Raw genomic sequence first — 23,856 nt, 5'->3', positions numbered from 1 at the left:
ACCCCACCTTCCCACATCAATGCACGTTGCGCGCCCACAGCCCGAACCGCCAGCCCAGTAGCGCCGCCAGGATGGCGCCATAGATCGACACTTCGTTGAAGTCATGCTTGCCGGCCTTCTTCCAGAAGAAATGCAGCAACGCCAGCAAGGCCACCACATAGACCAGCCGGTGCAGCCACTTCCAGGCATGCCCGCCGATGGCGCGAATCGCCCCATTGAACGAGGTGGCCGCCAGCGGCGTCATCAACACCAGCGCCGCCACGCCCACCAGGATGAAATTGCGCTTGGCAATGTCCTTCAGGATGTCGGCCCAAACCCAGCCCTTGTCCAGCCAGGCATAGGCCAGAAAGTGAATCAAGGCATACACAAAAGTGCTCACACCCAAGGCCCGGCGAAAGCGCAGCAAGGCCGGCAGCTTGAACCACGTGCGAAGCGGTGAAATGGCCAGGGTAGCCCATAGGAAACGCAAGGCCCACTCGCCGGTTTCCTGCACCAGTTTTTCAGCCGGATTGGCGCCCAGCAGATCGCTGGCAGCGGCCACCATCAGGGTGAGCATGGGCACCGCACACAGGGCCCACAAGACAGGTTTGGCACGCGGGTGCAACAACCAGGACGACAGGTTTGTCATGACTTCGATCAGTAGTATGTTTTCAGGTCCATGCCGGCATACAGGGCCGCCACCTGGGGGCCATAGCCATTGAACATCAGGGTAGGCCGGCGCGGCGTGAACAAACCGCCCTCGCCAATGCGGCGCTCGCTGGCCTGACTCCAGCGCGGGTGGTCCACGGTCGGGTTCACATTGGAATAGAACCCGTACTCACGGCGGTTGGCTTTCACCCAGGATGGCAGGGGCTCGCGCTCGACCAGACGGATGCGGACAATCGATTTGGCGCTCTTGAAACCGTACTTCCAGGGCACCACCAGGCGCAAGGGCGCCCCATTCTGGTTAGGCAAGACCTCGCCATACAGGCCAAACGCCAGCATGGTGAGCGGGTGCATGGCCTCATCGATGCGCAGCCCCTCGGTGTAAGGCCAATCGAGCACGCTGTCGCGCACACCCGGCATCTGTGCCGGGTCCCCCAACGAGGTGAACTCCACAAATTTGGCGCGGCTGGTCAGCCCCACCCGCTGCAGCAAGGCCGACAGCGAATAGCCCACCCACGGGATCACCATCGACCAGCCCTCCACACAGCGCAGGCGGTAGATGCGCTCCTCCATGGCACCGAGTTTGAGCAGCTCATCGATGCCCAAGGATTGGGGGCGCTGGACTTCACCCTCGATGCGCACCGTCCATGGCCTGGTTTTCAGCGTATGGGCCGCATCGGCCGGGTCGGCCTTGTCTGTGCCGAACTCGTAGAAATTGTTGTAATGGGTGACGTCTGCATAAGGCGTCAGCTTGTCCATCACCTGGGCCCCCGCCACCGCGCTGCGCACGGCATTCAGCGGCGCCAATTTGCCCGCGCGCTCCACGGCCTGCGCTGCTGGCCAGGCCGCTGCAGCCAACACACCAGCAGTACCTTTCAGCCAGGCGCGGCGGTCCAGATACGCTGCGAGCGGCGTGACCTCACTCGGCGTGGCATGCACCATGCCGCTGTCGCGGTGCAGCGGGCTGCGCGAAGAACGGATATGAGCCATGGCAATCTGGACAAGGTGTCGATCGATGGCCGACACCATACACCCAGACGCCTCAGCGCGTCAGTTCACCACCAGCTTGGGAATGTCGCCATTGGGGCCATGGATCTCCAGCAGACGCGAAGCCAGCTTGGCCTGTACGCGATCCGGCAAGGGCGCAAAGCCCGTGCCTTTGGTCAGATCGTCACCATGCATGAAGCACCAGTAGACAAAGCGTGCAGCCCACTCGGTGTCCCGCAAGTTGCGCGGCTTGGCATCGAGCAGCATGTAGCTCGTCATCGTGATGGGCCAGGCACCCGGGCGTGCGGTGTTGAGCAAGGTGGCCGTGTCGTCGCCCTTGCGGTACACATCAGACCCCAGGATGGCATCCTTGAACCCCTCCACGGAAGCCACCACATCGCGCCCCGCCGGGTTGCGCAGGCGCACACCCGCCAGGCCATCCTTGCTCACCCGGTCAAACGACAGGTAGGCAATGGCGCCCACATTGGACTTGAGCAACTCGGCCACACCGTCATTGCCCTTGCCTTCCAGCACCTTGCCGGGCCAGTTCGGCTTGTGGCTGACCTGCACCAACGCCTTGAAGTCGGCGGACGAGGCGGCCAGATAGGCGGCAAACCCCTCGCTGCTGCCCGACTTGTCCTGACGCACCACGCGGGCAATCGGCAAAGCAGGCAACTTGACGCCCGGGTTCAAGCCACGGATGGCCTCGTCATCCCAGCGGGTGATCTTGCCCAGCATGATGTCGGCCAGCACCGGGCCCGTCAGCAACAGGCGGTTGCTGCCCACCCCGGGCAAGTTGACGGTCGGCACCAGGCCACCAATCAGCATCGGGATCTGGATCAGCCCCTTGTCCTTGAGGGCACCCGGCTCCAGCGGCGTATCGGTGCCACCAAACTGCACCGCACGTGCCGTGATCTGCTTGATGCCCTCACCGGAACCGGTCGGCGCGTAATCGAGCGCCACGGAGGGGTTGAGTTCGTTGAAGCGGTCAACCCAACGGGCATAGACCTTCGACGGGAAGGTGGCCCCGGTCCCCTTCACCGCGAGACCCGCGGCCTGGGCCGTCGACAGCCCCCATACCAGACAGGATGCCACCACGGCCCCCGCCACCTTCACACCATACATTTCCGCCTTCACGCGGCGCACACACTGAGCAAACACCTTGGGTACTTCCACAACCTGAGAAATTCGAGCTGCGGAAGATACCCAATGTTTATGACAGTTTTGTCACAAACCCTGATCAGCCTGTTGTTTTGCGCGCAGCCTTCTTGGCCGGTACCCGCGGTGCACGGGGCTCGAACTCGAAGCCGACCTTGCCCGCCTTGGCATCCCAAGTCAGGAAAGCCTTGAACTTGCGACGGGTCTTGTTCGAGACAAAGTTTTCCAGCAGATCGGTCTTGCCGGTTTCCAGCAACTTGGCCATCTGCTCCGGGGCGATGGGTTGCTGCAGGATGACCTTGCCACTCTTGAAATCGCACTTCGCCTTGCCGGACCCGAGCGTGTTTTCGCAAATGTAGTTGGCACCGTGCTCATACACCGAACCGCCGCACTTCGGGCAGGCCCCGAGCGTCGTGTGGTTCGAGAAGTCCACAGCTTCGCCAGACTCTTCTTCCTTCTTCGCGTCTTCGCCGAAGTCGAACTCCATCTTCCAGTTGGCGGCCTCCTCATCACGCACCAGGCGCAATTCCGCCGTGAACGGCCATCCGGCCTTCGAGCGGAAACCCTCCAGCGGACCCAGTTTGTGATGCGACAGCAGTTGCTCGACCTCATCCAGCTCGAAGCTGCGCCCAGCCGGAATCTTCGTGATGCTGAAGCCACAGCCGGCACCACCCTCGTGGTCACCACCCAGCTTGCCCGTGCAGGTGAAACGCCGGTAGTTCTCCTTGACTGCCCCGCCGCAATTCGGGCAAGGCGTCTTCAGCGTGGCGTAATCACCCGGGATGGTGTCGCGGTCGTATTCCTTGGCCTTCTGCACCACACGCTGGGTCATCGCGGCGATTTCCGCCATGAACGCATCACGGCTCAGGCGACCCTTTTCCATTTCAGCCAGCTTGTATTCCCAGTTGCCGGTCAGCTCGGGCTTGGTCAGGTCTTCCACGCCCAGGCCGCGCAGCAGGGTCATCAGCTGGAAAGCCTTGGCCGTCGGAATGAGCTCCCGACCTTCACGCAGGATGTACTTCTCGGTGATCAGGCCTTCAATGATGGCCGCACGGGTAGCAGGCGTGCCCAGGCCCTTCTCGGTCATCGCGGCCTTGAGTTCCTCGTCATCGATGAGCTTGCCCGCGCCTTCCATCGCGCTCAGCAGCGTGGCTTCCGTGTAGCGTGCGGGCGGCTTGGTCTTCAGCGCGTTGACATTCACCTCTTCGTTGTGCACCGACTCGCCCGGCTGGATCGCCACCAGCGTGCGCTCGTCACCTTCCTCGGTGGCTTCCTTGCCATACACCGCCATCCAGCCCGGCTTGACCAGCACCTTGCCATTGGTCTGGAAGTGGTGCGTGGCGCCGGCCGCCGGCACCTTGGTGATGCGGGTGGTGACCATGAACTCGGCAGCCGGGTAGAACACCGCGATGAAGCGCTTGACGACCATGTCGTACAGCTTGGCTTCAGCCTCGGTCAGGCTGCGCGGCGCCTGCATCGTCGGGATGATGGCAAAGTGATCCGACACCTTGGCGTTGTCGAACACGCGCTTGTTGGGCTTGATATAGCCCTCGTTGACAGCCTTGCGGGCATGCAGGGCGAGTTCGCGCAGCGGCCCGGGCAGGTCCTCGTCGGCGATCATGCCCATGGTCTGCTTGACCACCCCGATGTAATCCTCAGGCAGCGCACGCGAGTCGGTCCGTGGGTAGGTCAGCACCTTGTGCTTTTCATACAGCGCCTGCGCCAAGCCCAGCGTGGTCTTGGCACTGAAACCAAAGCGCGAGTTGGCCTCCCGCTGCAAGGTGGTGAGGTCATACAGCAGCGGGCTCGATTGCGAGCTGGGCTTGGCTTCCTCGGTGACCGTACCAGTCTGACCACGCACCGCATCGGCAATGGCCTGGGCCTCTGCGGCAGTCCAGACACGATCGGCCTTCTGCTCGGGGTCCTGCTCGTTCTTCTTGTGGCCCGGGTTGAACCACTTGCCTTCGTAGCTGCCAGCCTGCGCCCCGAAGCTGCCCTTGACTTCCCAGTAGTCGCGGAAAACGTGCTTGCGGATCTTTTCTTCACGCTCGACCACGATCGACAGCGTCGGCGTCTGCACACGGCCCACGGTCGTCAGGAAGAAACCACCGTCACGCGAATTGAAAGCCGTCATGGCACGCGTGCCATTGATGCCGACCAGCCAGTCTGCTTCAGAGCGGCAACGCGCGGCATCGGCCAACGGCTGCATCTGCACATCGGAGCGCAGCTTGTCGAACCCATCGCGGATCGCCTGCGGGGTCATGCTCTGCAACCACAGACGTTGCACGCCCTTGCCCAGGCCCTTGGCGCGGGTGGTGGCGGTGCTGTCGGCAGCGTATTGCACGATCAGACGGAAGATCAGCTCCCCCTCACGCCCCGCGTCACAGGCGTTGATGAGGTTGTCGACATCCTTGCGCTTGATGAGCTTGACCAGGGCATTGAGGCGCCCCTTGCTCTTGTCGATCGGATTGAGATCGAAATGCGGCGGGATGACCGGCAGGTGCGCGAAGCTCCACTTGCCGCGCTTGACGTCGTATTCCTCAGGCGCCTTGATCTCTACCAGGTGACCGACGGCGGAGCTCACCACATAGTGCTCCGACTCGAAGTACTCGTCGTGCTTCTCGAACTTGCCGTCCACCTGCGTCAATGCGCGCACGATGTCCTGGGCGACCGAAGGCTTTTCAGCGATAACCAGTGCTTTGCTCATGGGCAGATCAATATTTTTTTGGTCGGGCTCGACCGCCTCAGCAGCGATCGTTCATAAAATCGGGCCTCGCGCGCACGTACGCACACACACATGCGCACGCGCGCGCCCATCAATTCAATGTACCCAAAGTTATCGATGACGCAAGCATCCTCCGCAAAAACAGGGTCGGCTCGTCGCATTCAGGTGCGGCGCTCCGGGGTTCACGGTCGCGGTGTCTATGCCGTCGCTCCCATCAAGGCGGGCGACAAGGTCATCGAGTACAAAGGCGAGATCATCACGTGGGATGAAGCCCTGCGCCGCCACCCGCACGACCCCTCGCAACCCAATCACACCTTCTACTTCCATCTGGATGACGGCCACGTCATCGACGGCAAGTACCACGGCAACTCGGCCCGCTGGATCAACCACTCCTGCGACCCGAACCTCGAAGCCGAGCAGGAAGGCAACCGCGTGTTCCTGATGGCCCTGCGCGACATCGAGCCTGGTGAAGAGCTGTTCTTCGATTACGGTCTCGTGATCGACGCCCGCATCACGCCGTCGCTCAAGAAGGAATACGCCTGCTGGTGCGGCGCCCAGAACTGCCGGGGCACGATGCTGGCCCTGCGTCGTCGCAAATCCACCTGAGGGCATCATCATGGGTATGCAGGCCTTGTTGACCGCCGCAGAGCAGATCTGGCTGTCCACCCAGGCAGACTGCCCGCTGCTCAGCGTGGAAGTGCTGCCCCGCACAGACTCCACCAACACCCAGTTGCTGCAACGCGGCCGCCAGGGTGACACCGCCCCCACCCTGCTGGCCGCCCTGGAGCAGACCGCCGGGCGAGGCCGGCAAGGCCGCCAATGGCTGGCCACACCCGGTGACAGCCTGACCTTCTCGCTCGGCATGGCGCTCGATCTGGAACGCATCCCAGGTGGGGCCAGTGCCCTGTCTCTGGCAGTGGGCTTGTCACTGGCGGAGTCCCTGAGCGCCCAGTTGCCCATTGCCTCCCCCGGCATCCAGCTGAAATGGCCCAATGACCTCTGGTGGCGCGGCCGCAAGCTCGGTGGCATCCTCATCGAGGCCACCCCTGCCCCCGGTCTGACGGGAGGCCAGCGCTGGGTGGTCATCGGCATCGGGCTCAACCTCCGAGAGGTGGAAGGCAGCCCCGGCTTCGAGTCCACCAGCCTGCAGGCCTGCTGTGGCGATGCGCCTGGCCTTGGCTATGTCTGGCAGGCCATCAGCCCGCACCTGATCCGCACCGTTCAAGCTTTCGAGCGAGACGGCTTCGCCCCTTTGCAGGCCCGCTATGCAGCGCGTGACGCCCTGCAGGGGCAATCGGTGGCGCTATGGCAAGGCGCCCAGCGACCGGACTGGCAAACCCAGCCCCCAGCCCAGACCGGCAAGGCCGGCGGCATCGACTGGGATGGCGCCTTGCTCGTGCATACTGCCGAAGGTCTGCAACGCTGGGTCACAGGGGAAGTGACGGTCCGCCTCCAGCAGCCCATCTCCTCGTCTCCCTCATCGCCTTTCGGAAGTTGAATCACTGATGCTGCGCACCCTGGTTCTGTTGTTGGCCCTGGCCAATGCGGTGTTTTTCGCCTGGAGTCAGGGCTGGCTGGGCACCGCCCTTGGTTCGGCACAGGATGGCCAGCACGAGCCACAACGGCTGGCCCAGCAGGTGCACCCCGAGCAGTTGATTCTGCTGCCCGCAACACGAACCAGCCGCAAGCCCGCTGCCGACCCGGCCGCATCTGCTGCCAGCGATGCTGCCTCAACCCCCGCAGCCGTACCCAGTGCTGCTGCCAGCGAGGCGGCGGCCACCCCAGCAGCCACAGCCAACGAGCGGACCGTCTGTCTGGAAGCCGGCCCGTTCACGGAAGCCGACTACCCTAAGGTTGAAGGTCTGCTCAAGCCCGCGCTGACCTCTGCCAAGTGGACCAGCGACACCATCGCCGTCCAGGGCTTGTGGATCGTCTACATGGGTCCCTTTGAATCTGACGCACTGGCCCGCAAGAAGGCCGAGTTGGGCAAGGTCAAGGGCATCGATTTCAACGAGGTGAAATCACCTCCGGTGCTGGCCGGCGGCCTCTCGCTGGGCCGCTACAACAAGGAAGACGATGCGCGCAACGGTCTGAGCGACGTTCGCCAGAAAGGCGTCAAGAGCGCGAAAGTGGTGCTGGTACGCTCCCCCGCCGAGTTGCAGGTGGTGCGGGTGCCCAAGGCTGACAGTCAGGCCCGCGCCGCGCTCAAGGAACTCAAGCTGCCGCAAGGCAAGAAGTTCGAACCCTGTCGCTGAACACCCCACCTGCAACAGGCATGAAAAAAGCCCCTCGAGAGGGGCTTTTGTTCATCCGGGTGGGACGGATTACTTGGCGATGACGCGCGCCATTTCCAGGCACTTGTTCGAGTAGCCCCACTCGTTGTCGTACCAGGACACCACCTTCACGAAGGTCTTGTCCAGGGCGATACCGGCTTCGGCATCGAACACCGAGGTGCAGCTTTCACCGCGGAAGTCGGTGGCCACCACCTTGTCTTCGGTGTAGCCCAGCACGCCCTTCATGGCGCCTTCAGAAGCAGCCTTCATGGCCTTGCAGATGTCGTCATACGACGCTTCGCTGTTCAGCTCCACGGTCAGGTCGACCACCGACACGTCGGAGGTCGGCACGCGGAACGACATGCCCGTCAGCTTCTTGTTCAGCTCAGGGATCACCACGCCCACGGCCTTGGCAGCACCGGTCGACGAGGGGATGATGTTTTCCAGGATGCCACGGCCACCGCGCCAATCCTTGTTGGATGGGCCGTCCACCGTCTTCTGCGTGGCGGTAGCAGCGTGCACCGTGGTCATCAGGCCGCGCTTGATGCCAAAGGTATCGTTGAGCACCTTGGCCACGGGAGCCAGGCAGTTGGTGGTGCACGAAGCGTTCGAGATGATGGCCTGACCGGCGTAGGTCTTGTCGTTCACGCCGTAGACGAACATCGGGGTGTCGTCCTTCGACGGAGCCGACATGATCACCTTCTTGGCACCAGCCTTGATGTGGGCTTCAGCGGTTTCCTTGGTCAGGAACAGGCCGGTCGACTCGATCACGATGTCGGCGCCCACTTCATCCCACTTCAGTTCAGCGGGGTTCTTCACAGCCGTCAGGCGGATCTTCTTGCCATTGACGACCAGGGTGTTGCCGTCCACAGCCACTTCACCCTTGAAACGACCATGCACGCTGTCGTACTTCAGCATGTAGGCCAGGTAGTCGGGCTCGAGCAGGTCGTTGATGCCCACGACTTCGATGTCGTTGGCGAAGTTCTGCACGGCAGCGCGGAACACCATGCGGCCGATGCGACCGAAACCGTTGATACCAATCTTGATGGTCATGACAGGATCCTCAGGGATTTAAAACAGGAATGACAAACGATTCAGTTCACTTGCGGCGGCCCAGAGCCACCTTCACGGTGTCCACCACGTTCTGCGTGGTGAAGCCAAAGTGCTTGAACAGCACGCCGGCCGGGGCCGACTCACCATAGGAGTCGATACCGACCACGGCCGAGCAACCGTACTTCCACCAGAAGTCGGTGACACCGGCTTCCACGGCCACACGCGGCAGACCGTCAGGCAGCACGCTCTGCTTGTATGCCACGCTCTGGCGGTCGAACACATTGGTCGACGGCATGGACACCACGCGCACAGCAACGCCTTCCTTGGCCAGTTCGGCCTGGGCGTGCAGCGCCAGTTGCACTTCCGAACCCGTGGCGATGATCACCGCCTGGGCCTTTTTCTTCAGGCCCACTTCCGTGGGCTCGGCGAGCACATAGGCACCTTGCGTGATGACATCGGCATCCACCTTCGGCAGGTAGGGCAGGTTCTGACGCGACAACAGCAGCGCGCTTGGGCGGTGCTTGTTGGCCAGCGCCATCGACCAGGCCACAGCCGTTTCCGTCGTGTCGGCCGGACGCCAGACATCCAGGCCCGGGATCAGACGCAGGCTGGCAGCATGCTCGACCGACTGGTGGGTCGGACCATCTTCGCCCAGACCGATGGAGTCGTGGGTGAACACGTGAACCACGCGCTGCTTCATCAGCGCGGCCATGCGGATGGCGTTGCGGCTGTAGTCGGAGAAGGTCAGGAAGGTGCCGGCGTAAGGAATGTAGCCACCGTGCAGCGTGATGCCGTTCATGATGGCAGCCATGCCGAACTCGCGCACACCATAGTTGATGTGGCGGCCGATCTGGCCTTCATAGGTCACCACGGCACCGTCATCGGCGACGCGGAAGGCCGGGGTGCTCTTGGTGTTGGTCAGGTTCGAACCGGTCAGGTCGGCACTGCCGCCCAGCATTTCAGGCACGCCAGCGGTGAAGAACTCCAGCGCGATCTGGCTGGCCTTGCGCGAAGCCACGGTTTCGGCCTTGTCGTGGGCAGCTGCCACCGCTTGCACGGCGATCTCGGCGAAGTTGGCAGGCAGCTCGCCAGCCATGCGGCGTTCGAACTCGGCAGCCAGTTCAGGGAAGGCAGCCTGGTAGGCGGCGAAGCGGGCATTCCAGTCAGCCACCAGATCCGCGCCCTTGGGGCGGCCATCCCAGGCAGCGTAAACGTCGGACGGGATCACGAAAGGCTCGCTGCTCCAGCCGATCTCGGCACGAGTCAGCTTGATTTCTTCAGCACCCAGCGGCTCGCCGTGGGCCTTGGCCGTGTTGGCGCGGTTGGGCGAGCCCTTGCCGATGCTGGTCTTGCAGATGATCAGCGAAGGCTTGTTCGTGCTCAGCTTGGCCTTGTCGATGGCACCGTCCACGGCGTCCACATCATGACCATCCACCGGGCCGATCACGTTCCAGCCGTAGGCGGCAAAACGTTGGGCCGTGTTGTCGCCAAACCAGGGCGTCACCTGACCGTCGATCGAAATACCGTTGTCGTCGTACAGCGCGATCAGCTTGTTGAGCTTCCAGGCACCGGCCAAGGCACAGGCTTCGTGGCTGATGCCTTCCATCATGCAACCATCGCCCAGGAAGGCGTAGGTGTAGTGGTTCACGATGGCATGGCCATCACGGTTGAACTCGGTAGCCAGCATCTTCTCGGCCAGCGCCATGCCCACGGCATTGGTGATGCCCTGCCCCAGCGGCCCCGTCGTGGTTTCCACGCCCGGGGTGATGCCCACTTCGGGGTGACCCGGCGTCTTGCTGTGCATCTGGCGGAATGCCTTCAGATCGTCGATCGAGAGGTCGTAGCCAGTCAGGTGCAGCAACGAATAGATCAGCATCGAAGCATGACCGTTCGACAGCACGAAGCGATCACGGTCCGCCCATTGCGGCTGTTGAGGATGGTGCCGCAGATGGCGGCTCCACAGCGCCACAGCCATGTCGGCCATGCCCATCGGGGCGCCCGGGTGACCGGAGTTGGCTTGCTGGACGGCATCCATCGCCAGTGCACGGATGGCACCGGCCATGGCGGTGATGTTCTTGGTGGAGTTGGACATGGTGGGAGGACGATGCTGTGGACGAGGGAAACCCGGATTTTACTCTGGGTTGAGGCCATGCAACCAGGGCGAGACCATGGTGCCTCGCCCCCAGGCCGCACCCGCGGGGACACCCCACCCGCCAGTGGCATCAAGACCCCAATCCTTTCGAATATGATGATCCGCAAGATTTGCAATATGCGGGAGTAACAACATGGCACCCAAAGTCGCCGCCATCGCGATGGTGAAGGACGAGTGCGACATCATTGAGCACTTTGTCCGCTGGAATCTGAAAGTGGTCGATCACCTATTCGTCATCGATCACAACAGCCACGATGCGACACCGGAGATATTGATACTACTGAAAGAAGAGGGTCTCCCAATAACCATCTGGCACGAAGAGCGGATTGACCACAACCAAGCCGCATTCCTGTCAGACAAAATGCTCGAAATTGCAGATTCCGATGAATTCGAATTCATCATCCCATTGGATGCGGATGAGTTTATAAACTGCGAGTACGGCCACTTTGGGACACTTCTCTCAAAAGAAATCAAACCCGCGCATTGTGGCGTAATGCCGTGGATAACATACATCCCTCAATCAGATGACTGCCTGCTTGACGCCCCGCCCAAATTGCACGAAACCTTCATGATGCAGAACATGGAGGGAGAGACATCCACCAAAACCGTCATCCCGAATGATGTCGCAAAATCAAGCACACTTGCGGAGGGAAACCACTTCGCGCTTCACGGCGGCCTCCCGGTGGCGCCGATCTTGCTCCCAGCTGCCTTGCTGCACGTCCCCATCCGCAGCGCACCTCAAATCATCAAAAAGGCACTCAATGGAAGCCATAAGCTTTCGATAAAAGAAACCCGAGCGCCAAGAGAGGGTGCGCACTGGGATGCACTCGCTGCCTACATTCGCCGACGAAATTACACGCTAACCAAGGATGACATGGTTTGGTTGGCGAGACATTACGCCATGACTGAACTGGAAGCCCCAACCAAAGCAGTTCCAGAAGTTGCAAAGACTGGCCCGAAAGTTGGCATACCATTCGAGCAACTCAAATATGCAAACTTGGGCACCACACGTCCGATGCGTGCAATTGATGCACTGGCTCACGAACTATGTGGCGAAATCCGAACCCTCAGGATTGAGTTGGCCCAACTGCATGCTGCCATGTCAACCAGCAAAAAGCCACCATCTGTGCTGAGATCATTTTTCAGCTTCACCGGTACGCCTTAACTCGCAAGCGTTGACTCGAAACCAGCCCGCCAGCCCTACACAACGACCAGCAAGCACATACTCATGAATTCACTCATCCTGCGCACCATCCAAGACGCATGGGTCGGTCTGCACCAGAATTTTTGCTTTATCTCTGCTACACGGTCAACTGTCGACGAATTCTGGCGGCTCAGCCCATTGGGGCGCAGCCTAGGGCCGCTGTTGTCCAGCAACAAGAAAATCAGGGCCGACATTGCATTTGAAAACACCGAGGCACTGCCCACCATCTACAACAACGCCATCCACAACGCATCTAAAAACGAAATATTGATTTTCTTGCACGACGACGTCTGGCTGATCGACAGCAAACTCACCACCAAAGTCACCCAAGGCCTCAACCATTTCGACATCATTGGTATTGCAGGAAACACAAGGCGAATGCCATACCAACCCGCCTGGATTTTCAGTCACATTGAAAACAATCAATGCATTCGGGATACAGAAAACTGGTCAGGCGCCATACGGCACGGCACGCTAGACGATAATTACTTGGACGATTTTGGACCCACTCCATCATTTTGCGAGCTGCTCGATGGAGTTTTTTTGGCCACACGCAAAAACACCCTAACGAAGCAGGCCATACATTTTGACCCGCAGTTTTCATTCGATTTCTACGACATGGATTTTTGCCGATTGGCTCGATCCAAACAACTATCGCTGGGCACATGGCCCATCGACATAATTCATCAGAGCCACGGTTTGTTTGGGGGTGACGGAAGATGGTCGAAGATGTACGGCTTATACCTTGAAAAATGGGGCAGCTAAAATCATGACGGGGAACAAAGCCGGTCGACCAGCCTGACCCCTGCCGCCATGCTGGCAACTGGGACCGACACAAACATTCTGTCTGGGGTGCGGATATCGAATGGATCCAAACCCAATTTTTCAATGGCGTGCATGCGTGCAGGCGCGGCATTGATTGACTTGCCTTCCGGCGGCACCCCCACCACGACACCGAGGTTGCGGTGCGCACTCAGTCTGATGCCACTCCGACCTGCCCGGAGCACCCACTCCTCCTCCAGCAAGGTTTCACCGCCAATCATCTCGTCATCCAACTCGATGTCACGCATCGTCGCTGGACAAAATGCCAGCAGGCCACCATCAAGCACAGCCAGTCCATGACGGGCCAGCGTTCGGGCATCCCCCACCAGTTTGACATCTCCGTACCCAGACTCATCCGCGGGAGACATGAATCCACCAAACTTGCGGGCAAACCCTGCATCCCTCCAATTGAAGCGATCCCACAGCTCGGCACCGGCAAAACCCACGACATCCGTGTCATGCAAAAGGGCCTCAACTTTTGGCAAAAAGCCCGCATCGACCACGTTGACGTGCCCGTGCATGAAGACGACGATATCGGCGGTGGCGTCATCCATGGCCTTTTGATAGGCCAAGCTTCGTCGATCAAGATCAGTTCGCACGACCTTCAGGACAAAACGCCCTCCGGCCGGAAACAACTGGTGCAGATTGGCACAAACTTGGTCGAAATGCACCTGGTCATCGCAAGCGACGACGAACACAACTTGCTTCGCTCTTTCGACTGAGGTCATTGGCGACATGCCGGCATCGGCTATGGCATCCCCATCCAACAGCAAACAGTCAACCTGCATACGGTCAATGACATCCGAGATATCCAACTCCGCCAACCGGCGCTTGGCCTCGCTAACCACCGTGGGTTGTTCTGTACGCATGCCCCAGTTGCATAGCACGACCAGCGCCGCAACCACATCACTTTCTGATGTCAGGATTGGAAGCTTCGACTGAAGGTATTCAATGGCCTTATCCACCCCATCGCTGGCGAGTTGCTGAGCCATGAACAAATGCGCACCGCCACTGTTGGGGTAATGCCGGAAGCAGTGTTGGATGATCCGCTCAGCAGACTCCTTTTTGCCATATGCAGCAGCCTTGTAAGCTCTGCTGATCAACTCACCCTCGGGAAGCGCGTGAACTCTATGCACGTGCTGTAGTTCGCCCTCATCAGCACGCGTCACCCATTGGCGCATCACGCCTTCGACATCGGAAGCAAACAATTTGCCAGACCCGATGCTGGAGGATTGGAACCGACCACGCACTTCCGATCTAAAACGCCTGATGTATGCAGGATCAGATGCAATCTTGATAGCGACACTGACATACTCAGCCTCACAGGGAACAGCCAGCTCCGGATACCCCAAGTTAGCCACGATGGACAAGCCCATGCGACTGAGCAGTGACTGTCCATACAGGGTAACAACAGGCACGCCCATGTAGGTCGCAAAACACGTCGTCGTACCCCCATTGAACGGGTAGGTATCGAGGATGATGTCAATCTCGTTGTATGAATCGAAGAAAGCTTTACCGCCTTCCGGTAGCTTGATATCTATACGGTCCAGCGGGAGGCCTGCTTTCTCAAGGATGGCACTGATCTTCTTTAACGCCGCCTGATCCTCAAAACTGATTGAGCGAATCAGCAAACGCGAACGAGGTACCGCATCAAGAATCTGACGCCATGCACCAAAAATGCGGCCATTCATTTTGGCAATATTGCCAACACACGCAAATGTCACAAAGCCATTTCGCTCGACCGGCGGCTCCTCGTTAATTAGTGCATCCTCTTTAGGATCAAAGCACCAGAACGAGTTCGGCAAGACAAATGGCTCTTCCGTATAAAAAGCATCTGCCTCATCGGTGAGAATAAATGGGTCAACAAACTTCCCATCAACCTCCCTCAACCCAGTTGTTGGCGGATAGCCAATGCCAGAAAGCTGCACCCGAGCCAACCGGTTTTGCAGCATAGGAAGCCTGTTCGCAGATGTGTGCCCAGCCAACTCAACGAGCACATCCAACTGGTGCGACCGCATCAAGTCACGCAAATCTCGATCATTCAACTCATACACATCATGGAAGTGTTCTGAAGCCGCCTTCATCAACTCGGTTTGCGCGTCCTCCGCATGGAAATCATGGTACACGTGTATCTCGAACTGCTCGGTGTCATGCCCCTCCAGAAGGGGCCTGAAGAAATACCTTACAGAATGGTTGCGCAAATCCGGAGACCAATATCCGACACGGATCCTGCGTTTTCCTGACCAATCTTCACCAACAAACTCCCCGACGTCTTCTGATGCATTCGCCTGTTGCTTCAGCGTTTCCCCCCAGAGCAAATGCTCTCCAGCCAGATGTGCTTCAGGTAGATCGGCATAGGCCGACTTGAACATCATGCCGTTTGCGTGACGGAGGCTGTCAAAATTGGCCAGCCAACTCTCCAGCTGAAAAAAGACCGCTCGGTCTGCCTCCCCGCGGTTTAAGCAGATTGCAGAATAATTCAATCCAACCCGGGCAAACCAAGGCTCGCAACTCCATGCTTGCCTCAGAAGACGCTCGGCTTCATCGCTCTTTTTACGATCCGCCAAAGAGCCAGCATAATTTGTCAACGTTGGCAGATAAGTGTCATCCAGCGTATAGGCCTTCTCAAACTGAGCGACAGCCCCAGCCTGATCTCCCATATTCCCAAGCGCGGCACCATAGTTATTCAGCGCCCCAACATGATCCGGGTGCTCTTCAAGATAACCCTTGTAGACTTCGGCAGCTCCGCGGAAGTCGCCTTCCGCCATCAATGCTTCGGCCTTTTCAAGGCGCCCGTCGTGCTCTACCGCTCGCTTGCTAACGAAGAGGCTTTTAACTACCCCAAGGATGACCTTCTTCAACATGACTATTTATGCCTTCGCCTTGCGGACCAAAGCCACAATCAGACCTTCCGTCGCAATAGAGATAAAGTCGTCCGGATACCCTTTGTTTTTGAGTTCCCACTTGAAAGCATTGATCATCAACACACGCCTCAAGAACCCCATCTTACTTTCAGACCGGTAGCTCTCTGCCGACTGGAATGCACGCTCTAACAAGCGCGTCACCCGATTCACAGTCAAGGTGCGCCCTTGACCTGCCGTCAGATCAGGAGGAATTTCTCGCATCAGTTTCGACGCAAGGTCCACGGCAAATCGTTTGTCTTCTTTGAACTTAAACACTGACCGGCTCCATATCCAACAGCACAAACAAAAAAACCCCTCAAAGAGGGGTTTTTATCATACCGAAAATATCAGCCGCGGCAAGACTGGGGCAGATACTTGGCGGTAGAACCGCTGCAGGTCCAAGTCAGGGTGCCGCCGGTTTCGGAAGGCGTCATCACCACGGTCAGGGCTGTACCAACAGCGGAGCTGTTCGCCACCACCGAAATGGCGGTCGAAGCAACCGTAGCGGCAGAAACCTTACCCACAGCAGCGATCGAGCAATCAGCCGACAGAGTCGAAGGGAACGAACCGCCAGCAGACTGATAAGCTTCAGTCGAGCAGGTACGAGCCGAGCTGGCAGCCAGGATCAGTTCGGAAACCTTGGCACGGATGGTGTAGTCCTGATAAGCGGGCAAAGCGATAGCTGCCAGGATACCAATGATGGCCACCACGATCATCAATTCGATCAGGGTGAAACCCTTTTGAACTTGCTTCATCACTTTCATCTTCATACTCCTTGGGGATTAACCCATCTACGTAGATTGTTGCGAGCGCCGGGACCGGCTTGCCTGCTTTTAGAAGCATACGGCAGACCAGCCCCTGGCATCAAGAAAAGCGTGATGTTTTACACACAACACAGACAGCGCATTCAAATTTCGTCACTTTGGTCGATTGGCGGCTGACAAATATTGTCACCTCCACCCACTACGACGACAAAACGTCACCCGCTGCCACGACACCAAACCGTTGTCCCTCCCGCAAGGGCTCAATGCGATGCCGGCTGTCCAGCGCACGAATCTGCGCGAGCACAGCTGGAACCTCGCCCGGTTTGGGGTGCGTGATGTACACGCTCACCTCGCCGTCAAGCTGAGACAATTCTTGAGCCAGGCTTTGGGGTGACAAATGGCCACTGATGGATGCCAGGTGCGCCTCGTCATTGCCAAACGCTGTCTCGATGACCAATTGGGCAATCGCTTTGCCGTGCAAGGTAGCCCACAAGGCAGGGTTCGGGCCCGTATCACCGGTGAATACCCACCAGCCTTGAGGCGTCTCGACCCCGAAACCGACCCCCGGCACGGTGTGCGCCGCGGGCAACACATGGACACGCCGGTCTGGACGCCCTCCTCGCGCGGGGAAGACCAACTCGTCGCCGATCTGGAAGGTGTGGAACACCAGGATCGGGTGCGTGGCGGTGGGGAGCCGCGTGAAGTCCGGCCAGATCACACCATTGAAGATGTGCGCCTTCAAGGCCTCCAGCGTTTGAGGCAAGGCGTGGACGTGAATGGGGCGAAGTTCACTCAGACCGCCAGGCCCCTGGCGCAGGCGGATGACACTGTCGGCCAGCAAGGGGATGCTGAGCACGTGGTCCAGGTGGCTGTGGCTCAACACAATGTGGTCGATGCGCGCCAATTCGTCCAGACGCAACTCACCGACACCGCTGCCCGCGTCGATCAGGATGTCATCGTCCAGCAGAAACGCGGTCGTATGACAACGCGCCGCGATCGAACCAGAGCATCCGAGGACGCGGATCATCGGACCAGCCCGGATCAGCCCTGCAGGAATTGCATCTTGGTGCCGGCCAGCTCAATCATGTCGCCACTCTTGAGGTGAACGGGCTCATCGCCAACCGGCGAGCCATTGACCATGGGTCGAGCAGAGCCCTCGACGTGAGCAAAGACATAGCCGCCCGGGCGCTTCGAGATGGACGCGACCTGAACGCCAGGTTTGCCCACCGTGGTCACCACCTTGGTCAGGGCTACCTCACGCCCAGCCGCAGCACCATTCATCACCTTGACGGATGCCGGAGCCTGGACGGGGAAAGCCCCAAAGCCCGTGGACAGAGGGCCCGTGCCCGTATTACTGAATGGCGCAGGGCCGCTAGCAGGACCAGCCTGCGTTGCCGCAGCCATGGCGGGGCGTGGCGCAGCTGCAGTCGCAGCAGCAAAGCCGCCACTGCCCGGCCGCATGATCATGGTCTTTTCATAGTCCTGGCCTTCTTCGACCAGATACTTGATTTTGTACTTGCCAATCTCAACGGTGTCGTTGTGCTGAAGCAATTGCTTCTTCACCGCCTTGCCATTGATGTAGGTGCCGTTCGTGCTGTTGAGGTCTTCGATGAAGACGTCGCTGCCCAGAACCTGCAATACCGCATGCTCGCCGCTGACGGCGAGGTTGTCGATGACGATGTCGTTATAAGGCCGACGACCCAGGGTTGTCTTGTCCTTCGTGAGCTCGACTTCCTTGATCACGACACCGTCCAGCGAGACGACCAGTTTTCCCATGCGGAACCTCTTGATTGGAATCTCTGTTGTTTATCAGGTTGCACTGCCCAGGCGGCGGAATGGCCACCAGGACTTGGGCGGAGGTTCGGCCTCTCCCTGCGCTCGAACCAGGATCACGGCTATGTTATCCCGACCGCCAGCCACATTGGCTGCATCGATCAGGGCTGCTCCCATCTCAGGCAGAGCCGCACGTGAGGTCATCACCTGCGAAATCTGCGCATCGCTCAGCATATCGGACAAACCGTCAGAACACATCAGGTAGATATCGCCTGACTGAATTTCATGAATATGCGTTTCCATGGCGACCAAGTCTTCCACCCCCACAGCACGGGTGACCAGATTCTTGTTGTTGGAAAACGCAGCCTGTTCAGGCGTGATGATGCCCGCATCAATTTGCTCTTGCAGTAACGAATGGTCTCTGGTGATTTGCTGCAACACCCCAGAGCGCAAACGGTAAGCGCGCGAGTCACCGATGTGCCCCACCAGAACCCGCCCCGCCCGAAAAACGGAGAGCACCAGCGTGGTACCCATGCCCGCATAGGTCGGGTTGGAGTTGGCGGCATTGAAAATGGCGCGGTTGGCATTGTCGACACAGATGTCCATGGCCCGCTTGACGTCACCGTCACTGGCACCTGGCGCGGCTTCGGTCAGCCATCGACCCAGTTCTGCGCGAATGAAATCGCACACCATGCCACTGGCCACTTCGCCGGCGTTGTAGCCACCCATGCCATCTGCGAGCACGGCGATCGAGCAGGAGTCATCCACGGCGATCGAATCTTCGTTGTTCGATCGCACACGCCCGGTATCTGTTCGGCTGAAGAACTCAAACTCCATATTGTTGGATTGTCGCTCGTTTGAATGGTCAGTCCAGATTGATATCCAGGGTTGAAACCGGCCAAACGGTCTGGATCACCGCCCTGAGATCATCGGCCATCTGCCCACCACTTGCATACCGCGTGCCTGGGTGCTTTTGCAGCGCCAACGCCACAATGTCGCCCAAAGCCGAGGGTAGTTCAGGTCGCAACTCGCAGACATTGGGGGCCACCTCCTGAGCGATGGCACGCATCAGTTGCGCCATGGAATCGTTGCGATATGGCAACTGCCCGGTCAAGAGCTGGAACAGGGATACCCCCAAGGAGTAGAGATCGGTGCGTCCATCCAGGCTCTGGCCCGACAACTGCTCGGGCGACATGAAGGTGGGCGTTCCCAGAATCACGCCCGTTCGCGTACGCGTGGCATCTGCCACGCGGGCCACGCCGAAATCCATCACCTTGACGCTGTCGTGCGCCGCGTCAACCATGATGTTGGCTGGCTTGATGTCGCGGTGCGTGACGCCACGAGAGTGGGCGTAGTCGAGCGCATCTGCAACCCGGGCCATGACCGGCAGCAATTGCTCCAGTGGCAGCAAATGGCCTGGCTGGGTGTAGTCGCTGAGATCCTGCCCTTCCACCAACTCCATGGCGATGAAGGCCAGACCATCGGACTCGCCGGCATCAATGATGCGAACGATATCCGGGTGCTGCAGTCGCCCCGCCATTTCAGCTTCGCGCAGAAACCGGGCGCGCGCGTCGATCAGGTCATTGCCCTCGAACTCGCGGACCAGCGACATGGTCTTGAGCGCCACCTGCTGCCCCGTTGCGGGATCAACCCCCAGGTAGACAGACCCCATGGCGCCACGGCCGATTTGCTTGATCACCAGGTACTTGCCCAGGCGCCGCTGTTGGATGTCCGGGATGGTCTGCGTGGGTGTCGCAGACCAGGTGCGGGTGGTGGCAGACTGCGCCAGGCCACGGGCGCGCATCAACTTGACCTTGATCTCCCGCCATTGCGGGTCGAGATCGGCCATGTGGGCATAAACGTCCCTGGCCAGAGCAAAGTTCTGGGCGCGTTCGAACGAACTGGCGATACGCTCCAATGTCTCCATGCAGGCCTCAATGTGCTCACGCTCGGGCTTGTAGCCACGCAGCACCTCCCACGCCTTTTCCGCCGGCGTGTCTCTCAGCGCATTGAGAACGTGGTTGACCTTTTTCTTCTGGATCGAGGCGGCGCGAACAGGGTCAGGCTCCCCAGGCAGAGGAGGCGGCGGCGGCATGGTGTCTGCCCATCTGACCGGTGCAGCAGGCTCATCCCGCTTGCTCCAGGTTTGTGGCCGCGTGCTCGGCGCAAACTCGTCGCCGATCTGTGAAGGCAAACTGGAGTGGAAGCCAGATGGATAGAGCGAGCTGTCATCCTGATGCAGATACGACAAGACCGTGGGGGGCCCCTCGTCGCCCCCAGGTGTGTTGGCAGCCCGGGGCTTCGCATCTCGCGCCGCCACACCCTGCCCACGACGCGAGGCCCGCGCTGCGCCGGCCTGCTCGCTGTCATACCAATGGGCTTTTCTAGGGGCACTGGTCCGCTTGACGAACCACCATAGCAGCGGTGCCAGCAACAGCAGGGCCGGAATCAGCAGCAACCATGGATGCGCAAGCAGAACGGACATGGCAACTCCTGATATGCCGCTCATTCGGATTCTGTCGCAGCCGCGCCGCGCGCAAACAGCGTCCCTAAACCAAGCACCAGCAGGGCGCCCACAGCACCCGCCCCATATCGCACCGTATCGCTATCTGGAACCCATGGCCGCACAGCCGGATCTGCCACGGCGAGAGAACCGCCAATCCATCCCAGCAGCATGCCGCCAGCGGTCACAATGAAGGGGAAACGGTCCATCAGCTTGAGGACCATGCCACTGCCCCAGACGATGATGGGCACGCTGACCAACAGACCGAAGATCACCAGTGGCATCTGATGCCCTTGCTGGCCAGACCCCTGTGCGGCACCGGCAATGCCAATGACGTTGTCAATGCTCATGACCAGGTCCGCCACGATGATGGTCCGGACGGCAGCCCACAATTTGGTACTGGCCTGGATGGAGCCATGCTCGTCCTCGTCAGGCACCAGCAACTTGACGCCGATCCACAGCAGCAAAGCGGCGCCCACCAGCTTGAGGTAAGGCAGGCTCAGCAGCGTCAACGCGAAAAAGATCAGCACGACGCGCAGCGCGATGGCGCCCAGGGTGCCCCAGACAATGCCTTGTCGCCGCAGATCAGCAGGCAGATTGCGGCATGCCAGGGCAATGACAACAGCGTTGTCGCCACCCAGCAGGATGTCGATCATCACGATCTGGCCAACCGCAAACCAGAAATCCGCGCTGAAAAATGCGTCCATGACGTTACAAAAAAAATCAGCCCCGAGTTTAGGGGCTGATTCTGACTAGTTAGGGAAAAAAGCCGTTTGTCGACAACTTACAGCAGCGACTTGAGCAATTTACCCATTTCCGAAGGGTTTCGTGTGACCTTGAAGCCGCACTCTTCCATGATGGCGAGCTTGGCATCAGCCGTGTCGGCACCACCCGAGATCAGTGCGCCGGCGTGGCCCATGCGCTTGCCCGGAGGGGCGGTGACACCCGCGATGAAGCCGACGATGGGCTTCTTCATGTTGGCCTTGCACCATTGGGCCGCTTCAGCTTCGTCCGGGCCACCAATTTCACCAATCATGATGACGGCGTCGGTTTCGGGGTCGTCGTTGAAGGCCTGCATGACATCAATGTGCTTGAGGCCATTGATGGGGTCGCCACCGATGCCCACGGCGCTGGACTGACCCAGGCCGAGCTCGGTCAGTTGTGCCACGGCTTCATAGGTCAGCGTACCGGAACGCGACACGACACCAATGCGGCCCTTCTTGTGGATGTGGCCCGGCATGATGCCGATCTTGATTTCTTCCGGCGTGATCAGACCAGGACAGTTCGGGCCCAGCAACAAGGTCTTCTTGCCGCCAGCCGCTTCCTTGGCCTTCATCTTGTTGCGCACCATCAGCATGTCGCGCACAGGGATGCCTTCGGTGATGGCGATGACCAGATCCAGGTCAGCCTCGACGGCTTCCCAGATGGCATCAGCTGCACCGGCGGGCGGCACATAAATGACGGAAGCGGTCGCACCGGTCTGGGCCTTGGCGTCCTTCACCGAGGCGTAGATGGGCACGCCTTCGAATTCTTCGCCAGCCTTCTTGGGGTTGACGCCAGCCACGAAACAGTTCTTGCCATTGGCGTATGCAATGCAGCCCTTGGTGTGGAACTGACCGGTCTTGCCCGTGATACCTTGGGTGATGACCTTGGTGTCTTTGTTGATGTAGATGCTCATGACGAATCCTCTGGGCGTTAGGCGACGGCAGCGACCACCTTGGTGGCGGCTTCAGCCATGGTGTCGGCGGAGATGATGGGCAGGCCCGATTCGGCCAGCATCTTCTTGCCCAGGTCTTCGTTGGTGCCCTTCATGCGGACCACCAGCGGTACTTGCAGGTTCACGGCCTTGCAGGCCGTGATGACGCCGTCAGCGATGGTGTCGCACTTCATGATGCCACCGAAGATGTTGACCAGAATGGCCTTGACCTTGGGGCTCTTGAGCATGATCTTGAAGGCTTCTGTCACCTTCTCGGCCGTGGCGCCACCGCCAACGTCCAGGAAGTTGGCAGGCTCGCCACCGAAGAGCTTGATGGTGTCCATCGTCGCCATGGCCAGACCAGCGCCATTCACCAGACAGCCGATGTTGCCATCGAGCTGGATGTAGGCCAGGTCGAACTTCGAGGCTTCGATTTCAGCAGGGTCTTCTTCGTCCAGATCGCGCAGGGCCACGATTTCAGGGTGACGGAACAGCGCGTTGGCGTCAAAGTTGAACTTGGCGTCCAGGGCGATCAGCTTGCCTTTGGAGTCACGGTTCAGTGGGTTGATCTCGACCAGGCTGGCATCGGTTTCCATGTAGCACTGGTAGAGCTTCTTGAAGATGTCGATGGCTTGGTCGACCGACTCGGCGGGCAGGCCAATACCTTGGGCCACTTCCTTGCCTTGCGCGTCGGTCAGGCCGGTCAGCGGGTCGATGAAGACCTTGATGATCTTCTCGGGTGTGCTGTGCGCGACTTCTTCGATGTCCATGCCGCCTTCGCTGGACGCGATCAGGGCTACCTTCTGGGTACCGCGGTCGGTCACGACGGAGACGTAGTATTCCTTCTGGATGTCGGCGCCGTCTTCGATGTAGAGGCGACGAACCTTCTGGCCATCAGCGCCAGTCTGGTGGGTCACCAGCTGCATGCCGAGAATCTGGCCGGCCAGCTTGCGGACGTCGTCAAGCGACTTGGCGACTTTGACGCCACCGCCCTTGCCTCGACCACCTGCGTGGATCTGGGCCTTTACCACCCAGACCGGACCACCGAGCTTTTCTGCGGCGGCAACGGCTTCGTCTACAGAAAATGCCGGGATACCTCTTGGGACCGGCACACCGAATCGGCTCAGGATCTCTTTGCCTTGGTACTCATGAATTTTCATGGGATCAACTCACAGATAGGGTTGTGCGAGCTGCTGGT

The 23,856-nt window shown here is 59.7% G+C and carries 21 protein-coding genes; 5 read left to right on the top strand and 16 right to left on the bottom strand.

Annotated features, from left to right (window positions below; all coding sequences use genetic code 11):
* Window positions 1–16: 16 nt before the first annotated feature.
* From ACE3PH_RS08645 to ACE3PH_RS08630, 4 genes are all read right to left on the bottom strand, one after another.
* Window positions 17–628: a sulfite oxidase heme-binding subunit YedZ gene (locus ACE3PH_RS08645; RefSeq protein ID WP_374317922.1), complete on the bottom strand. Its 612-nt coding sequence runs from the start codon at window positions 626–628 to the stop codon at window positions 17–19.
* A gap of 8 nt (window positions 629–636) precedes the next feature.
* On the bottom strand, window positions 637–1,635 hold the full coding sequence (gene msrP, locus ACE3PH_RS08640; protein WP_374317920.1) for a protein-methionine-sulfoxide reductase catalytic subunit MsrP: 999 nt from the start codon (window positions 1,633–1,635) through the stop codon (window positions 637–639).
* Between the two features lie 60 nt (window positions 1,636–1,695).
* Window positions 1,696–2,793: a phosphate ABC transporter substrate-binding protein PstS gene (gene pstS, locus ACE3PH_RS08635; protein WP_374317918.1), complete on the bottom strand. Its 1,098-nt coding sequence runs from the start codon at window positions 2,791–2,793 to the stop codon at window positions 1,696–1,698.
* A 79-nt stretch (window positions 2,794–2,872) separates the two neighbouring features.
* Window positions 2,873–5,497: a DNA topoisomerase III gene (locus ACE3PH_RS08630; protein ID WP_374317916.1), complete on the bottom strand. Its 2,625-nt coding sequence runs from the start codon at window positions 5,495–5,497 to the stop codon at window positions 2,873–2,875.
* Window positions 5,498–5,632: 135 nt separating this feature from the next.
* Between ACE3PH_RS08630 and ACE3PH_RS08625 the strand changes: the two genes are divergently transcribed.
* The 3 genes from ACE3PH_RS08625 to ACE3PH_RS08615 are packed head-to-tail and all read left to right on the top strand — an operon-like array spanning window position 5,633 to window position 7,770.
* Window positions 5,633–6,121 carry an SET domain-containing protein gene (locus ACE3PH_RS08625; RefSeq protein WP_374317914.1) on the top strand — a complete coding sequence of 163 codons (489 nt, stop codon included), beginning with the start codon at window positions 5,633–5,635 and terminating at the stop codon, window positions 6,119–6,121.
* Between the two features lie 16 nt (window positions 6,122–6,137).
* Entirely contained in the window at window positions 6,138–7,013 is an 876-nt protein-coding gene (locus tag ACE3PH_RS08620) for a biotin--[acetyl-CoA-carboxylase] ligase (protein ID WP_374317912.1), read from the top strand.
* 7 nt (window positions 7,014–7,020) lie between these two features.
* Complete coding sequence (locus tag ACE3PH_RS08615) at window positions 7,021–7,770, top strand: SPOR domain-containing protein (RefSeq protein ID WP_374317909.1); 750 nt, start codon at window positions 7,021–7,023, stop codon at window positions 7,768–7,770.
* Between the two features lie 69 nt (window positions 7,771–7,839).
* On the opposite strand, the gene gap is transcribed toward ACE3PH_RS08615, so the two are convergent.
* Together gap and tkt are read right to left on the bottom strand one after the other, a co-directional pair.
* On the bottom strand, window positions 7,840–8,841 hold the full coding sequence (gene gap / locus ACE3PH_RS08610; RefSeq protein ID WP_374317907.1) for a type I glyceraldehyde-3-phosphate dehydrogenase: 1,002 nt from the start codon (window positions 8,839–8,841) through the stop codon (window positions 7,840–7,842).
* Window positions 8,842–8,887: 46 nt separating this feature from the next.
* Window positions 8,888–10,933 (bottom strand): transketolase, encoded by a 2,046-nt coding sequence (gene tkt, locus ACE3PH_RS08605; RefSeq protein WP_374317904.1) that lies wholly within the window; start codon window positions 10,931–10,933, stop codon window positions 8,888–8,890.
* Between the two features lie 193 nt (window positions 10,934–11,126).
* Here tkt and ACE3PH_RS08600 point away from each other — a divergent pair, with 193 nt between their 5' ends.
* Both ACE3PH_RS08600 and ACE3PH_RS08595 read left to right on the top strand, forming a co-directional pair.
* Window positions 11,127–12,158: a glycosyltransferase family 2 protein gene (locus ACE3PH_RS08600; RefSeq protein WP_374317902.1), complete on the top strand. Its 1,032-nt coding sequence runs from the start codon at window positions 11,127–11,129 to the stop codon at window positions 12,156–12,158.
* A 63-nt stretch (window positions 12,159–12,221) separates the two neighbouring features.
* The gene (locus ACE3PH_RS08595) at window positions 12,222–12,962 is read left to right on the top strand and encodes a glycosyltransferase (protein ID WP_374317900.1); all 741 of its coding nucleotides are present in this window, start codon (window positions 12,222–12,224) and stop codon (window positions 12,960–12,962) included.
* Window positions 12,963–12,964: 2 nt separating this feature from the next.
* Here ACE3PH_RS08595 and ACE3PH_RS08590 read toward each other — a convergent pair whose 3' ends face one another.
* The 10 genes from ACE3PH_RS08590 to sucC form a co-directional block, all read right to left on the bottom strand.
* On the bottom strand, window positions 12,965–15,883 hold the full coding sequence (locus ACE3PH_RS08590; RefSeq protein ID WP_374317899.1) for a hypothetical protein: 2,919 nt from the start codon (window positions 15,881–15,883) through the stop codon (window positions 12,965–12,967).
* Between the two features lie 6 nt (window positions 15,884–15,889).
* A complete protein-coding gene (locus ACE3PH_RS08585; RefSeq protein WP_374317897.1) occupies window positions 15,890–16,198 on the bottom strand; it encodes a hypothetical protein in 309 nt (102 codons plus the stop codon).
* A 71-nt stretch (window positions 16,199–16,269) separates the two neighbouring features.
* Entirely contained in the window at window positions 16,270–16,677 is a 408-nt protein-coding gene (locus tag ACE3PH_RS08580; RefSeq protein WP_374318418.1) for a pilin, read from the bottom strand.
* 208 nt (window positions 16,678–16,885) lie between these two features.
* Window positions 16,886–17,713 (bottom strand): MBL fold metallo-hydrolase, encoded by an 828-nt coding sequence (locus ACE3PH_RS08575; protein WP_374317895.1) that lies wholly within the window; start codon window positions 17,711–17,713, stop codon window positions 16,886–16,888.
* 14 nt (window positions 17,714–17,727) lie between these two features.
* Window positions 17,728–18,462 carry an FHA domain-containing protein gene (locus tag ACE3PH_RS08570; protein WP_374317893.1) on the bottom strand — a complete coding sequence of 245 codons (735 nt, stop codon included), beginning with the start codon at window positions 18,460–18,462 and terminating at the stop codon, window positions 17,728–17,730.
* Window positions 18,463–18,495: 33 nt separating this feature from the next.
* On the bottom strand, window positions 18,496–19,296 hold the full coding sequence (locus tag ACE3PH_RS08565; RefSeq protein ID WP_374317891.1) for a Stp1/IreP family PP2C-type Ser/Thr phosphatase: 801 nt from the start codon (window positions 19,294–19,296) through the stop codon (window positions 18,496–18,498).
* Between the two features lie 28 nt (window positions 19,297–19,324).
* On the bottom strand, window positions 19,325–20,944 hold the full coding sequence (locus ACE3PH_RS08560) for a serine/threonine-protein kinase (protein WP_374317889.1): 1,620 nt from the start codon (window positions 20,942–20,944) through the stop codon (window positions 19,325–19,327).
* A 20-nt stretch (window positions 20,945–20,964) separates the two neighbouring features.
* Window positions 20,965–21,669 carry a TerC family protein gene (locus tag ACE3PH_RS08555; RefSeq protein WP_374317887.1) on the bottom strand — a complete coding sequence of 235 codons (705 nt, stop codon included), beginning with the start codon at window positions 21,667–21,669 and terminating at the stop codon, window positions 20,965–20,967.
* Window positions 21,670–21,746: 77 nt separating this feature from the next.
* The gene (gene sucD, locus ACE3PH_RS08550; protein ID WP_374317885.1) at window positions 21,747–22,640 is read right to left on the bottom strand and encodes a succinate--CoA ligase subunit alpha; all 894 of its coding nucleotides are present in this window, start codon (window positions 22,638–22,640) and stop codon (window positions 21,747–21,749) included.
* A 17-nt stretch (window positions 22,641–22,657) separates the two neighbouring features.
* Window positions 22,658–23,818 carry an ADP-forming succinate--CoA ligase subunit beta gene (gene sucC, locus ACE3PH_RS08545; protein ID WP_374317883.1) on the bottom strand — a complete coding sequence of 387 codons (1,161 nt, stop codon included), beginning with the start codon at window positions 23,816–23,818 and terminating at the stop codon, window positions 22,658–22,660.
* Between the last annotated feature and the right edge of the window lie 38 nt (window positions 23,819–23,856).

Origin of the sequence: Aquabacterium sp. (genome assembly GCF_041909175.1) — a bacterium.
In the GTDB taxonomy this organism is placed as follows: Bacteria; Pseudomonadota; Gammaproteobacteria; order Burkholderiales; family Burkholderiaceae_C; genus Aquabacterium.
This window is presented reverse-complemented; position numbering and strand designations above follow the sequence as displayed.

Coding starts and splice junctions, on each gene's coding strand:
- ACE3PH_RS08575 (WP_374317895.1), bottom strand. CDS start 17,713: ATGATCCGCGTCCTCGGATGCTCTGGTTCGATCGCGGCGCGTTGTCAT.
- ACE3PH_RS08580 (WP_374318418.1), bottom strand. CDS start 16,677: ATGAAGCAAGTTCAAAAGGGTTTCACCCTGATCGAATTGATGATCGTG.
- ACE3PH_RS08560 (WP_374317889.1), bottom strand. CDS start 20,944: ATGTCCGTTCTGCTTGCGCATCCATGGTTGCTGCTGATTCCGGCCCTG.
- sucC (WP_374317883.1), bottom strand. CDS start 23,818: ATGAAAATTCATGAGTACCAAGGCAAAGAGATCCTGAGCCGATTCGGT.
- tkt (WP_374317904.1), bottom strand. CDS start 10,933: ATGTCCAACTCCACCAAGAACATCACCGCCATGGCCGGTGCCATCCGT.
- ACE3PH_RS08595 (WP_374317900.1), top strand. CDS start 12,222: ATGAATTCACTCATCCTGCGCACCATCCAAGACGCATGGGTCGGTCTG.
- ACE3PH_RS08590 (WP_374317899.1), bottom strand. CDS start 15,883: ATGTTGAAGAAGGTCATCCTTGGGGTAGTTAAAAGCCTCTTCGTTAGC.
- ACE3PH_RS08555 (WP_374317887.1), bottom strand. CDS start 21,669: ATGGACGCATTTTTCAGCGCGGATTTCTGGTTTGCGGTTGGCCAGATC.
- ACE3PH_RS08625 (WP_374317914.1), top strand. CDS start 5,633: ATGACGCAAGCATCCTCCGCAAAAACAGGGTCGGCTCGTCGCATTCAG.
- sucD (WP_374317885.1), bottom strand. CDS start 22,640: ATGAGCATCTACATCAACAAAGACACCAAGGTCATCACCCAAGGTATC.
- ACE3PH_RS08570 (WP_374317893.1), bottom strand. CDS start 18,462: ATGGGAAAACTGGTCGTCTCGCTGGACGGTGTCGTGATCAAGGAAGTC.
- ACE3PH_RS08600 (WP_374317902.1), top strand. CDS start 11,127: ATGGCACCCAAAGTCGCCGCCATCGCGATGGTGAAGGACGAGTGCGAC.
- ACE3PH_RS08630 (WP_374317916.1), bottom strand. CDS start 5,497: ATGAGCAAAGCACTGGTTATCGCTGAAAAGCCTTCGGTCGCCCAGGAC.
- msrP (WP_374317920.1), bottom strand. CDS start 1,635: ATGGCTCATATCCGTTCTTCGCGCAGCCCGCTGCACCGCGACAGCGGC.
- ACE3PH_RS08565 (WP_374317891.1), bottom strand. CDS start 19,296: ATGGAGTTTGAGTTCTTCAGCCGAACAGATACCGGGCGTGTGCGATCG.
- ACE3PH_RS08615 (WP_374317909.1), top strand. CDS start 7,021: ATGCTGCGCACCCTGGTTCTGTTGTTGGCCCTGGCCAATGCGGTGTTT.
- ACE3PH_RS08645 (WP_374317922.1), bottom strand. CDS start 628: ATGACAAACCTGTCGTCCTGGTTGTTGCACCCGCGTGCCAAACCTGTC.
- gap (WP_374317907.1), bottom strand. CDS start 8,841: ATGACCATCAAGATTGGTATCAACGGTTTCGGTCGCATCGGCCGCATG.
- ACE3PH_RS08620 (WP_374317912.1), top strand. CDS start 6,138: ATGCAGGCCTTGTTGACCGCCGCAGAGCAGATCTGGCTGTCCACCCAG.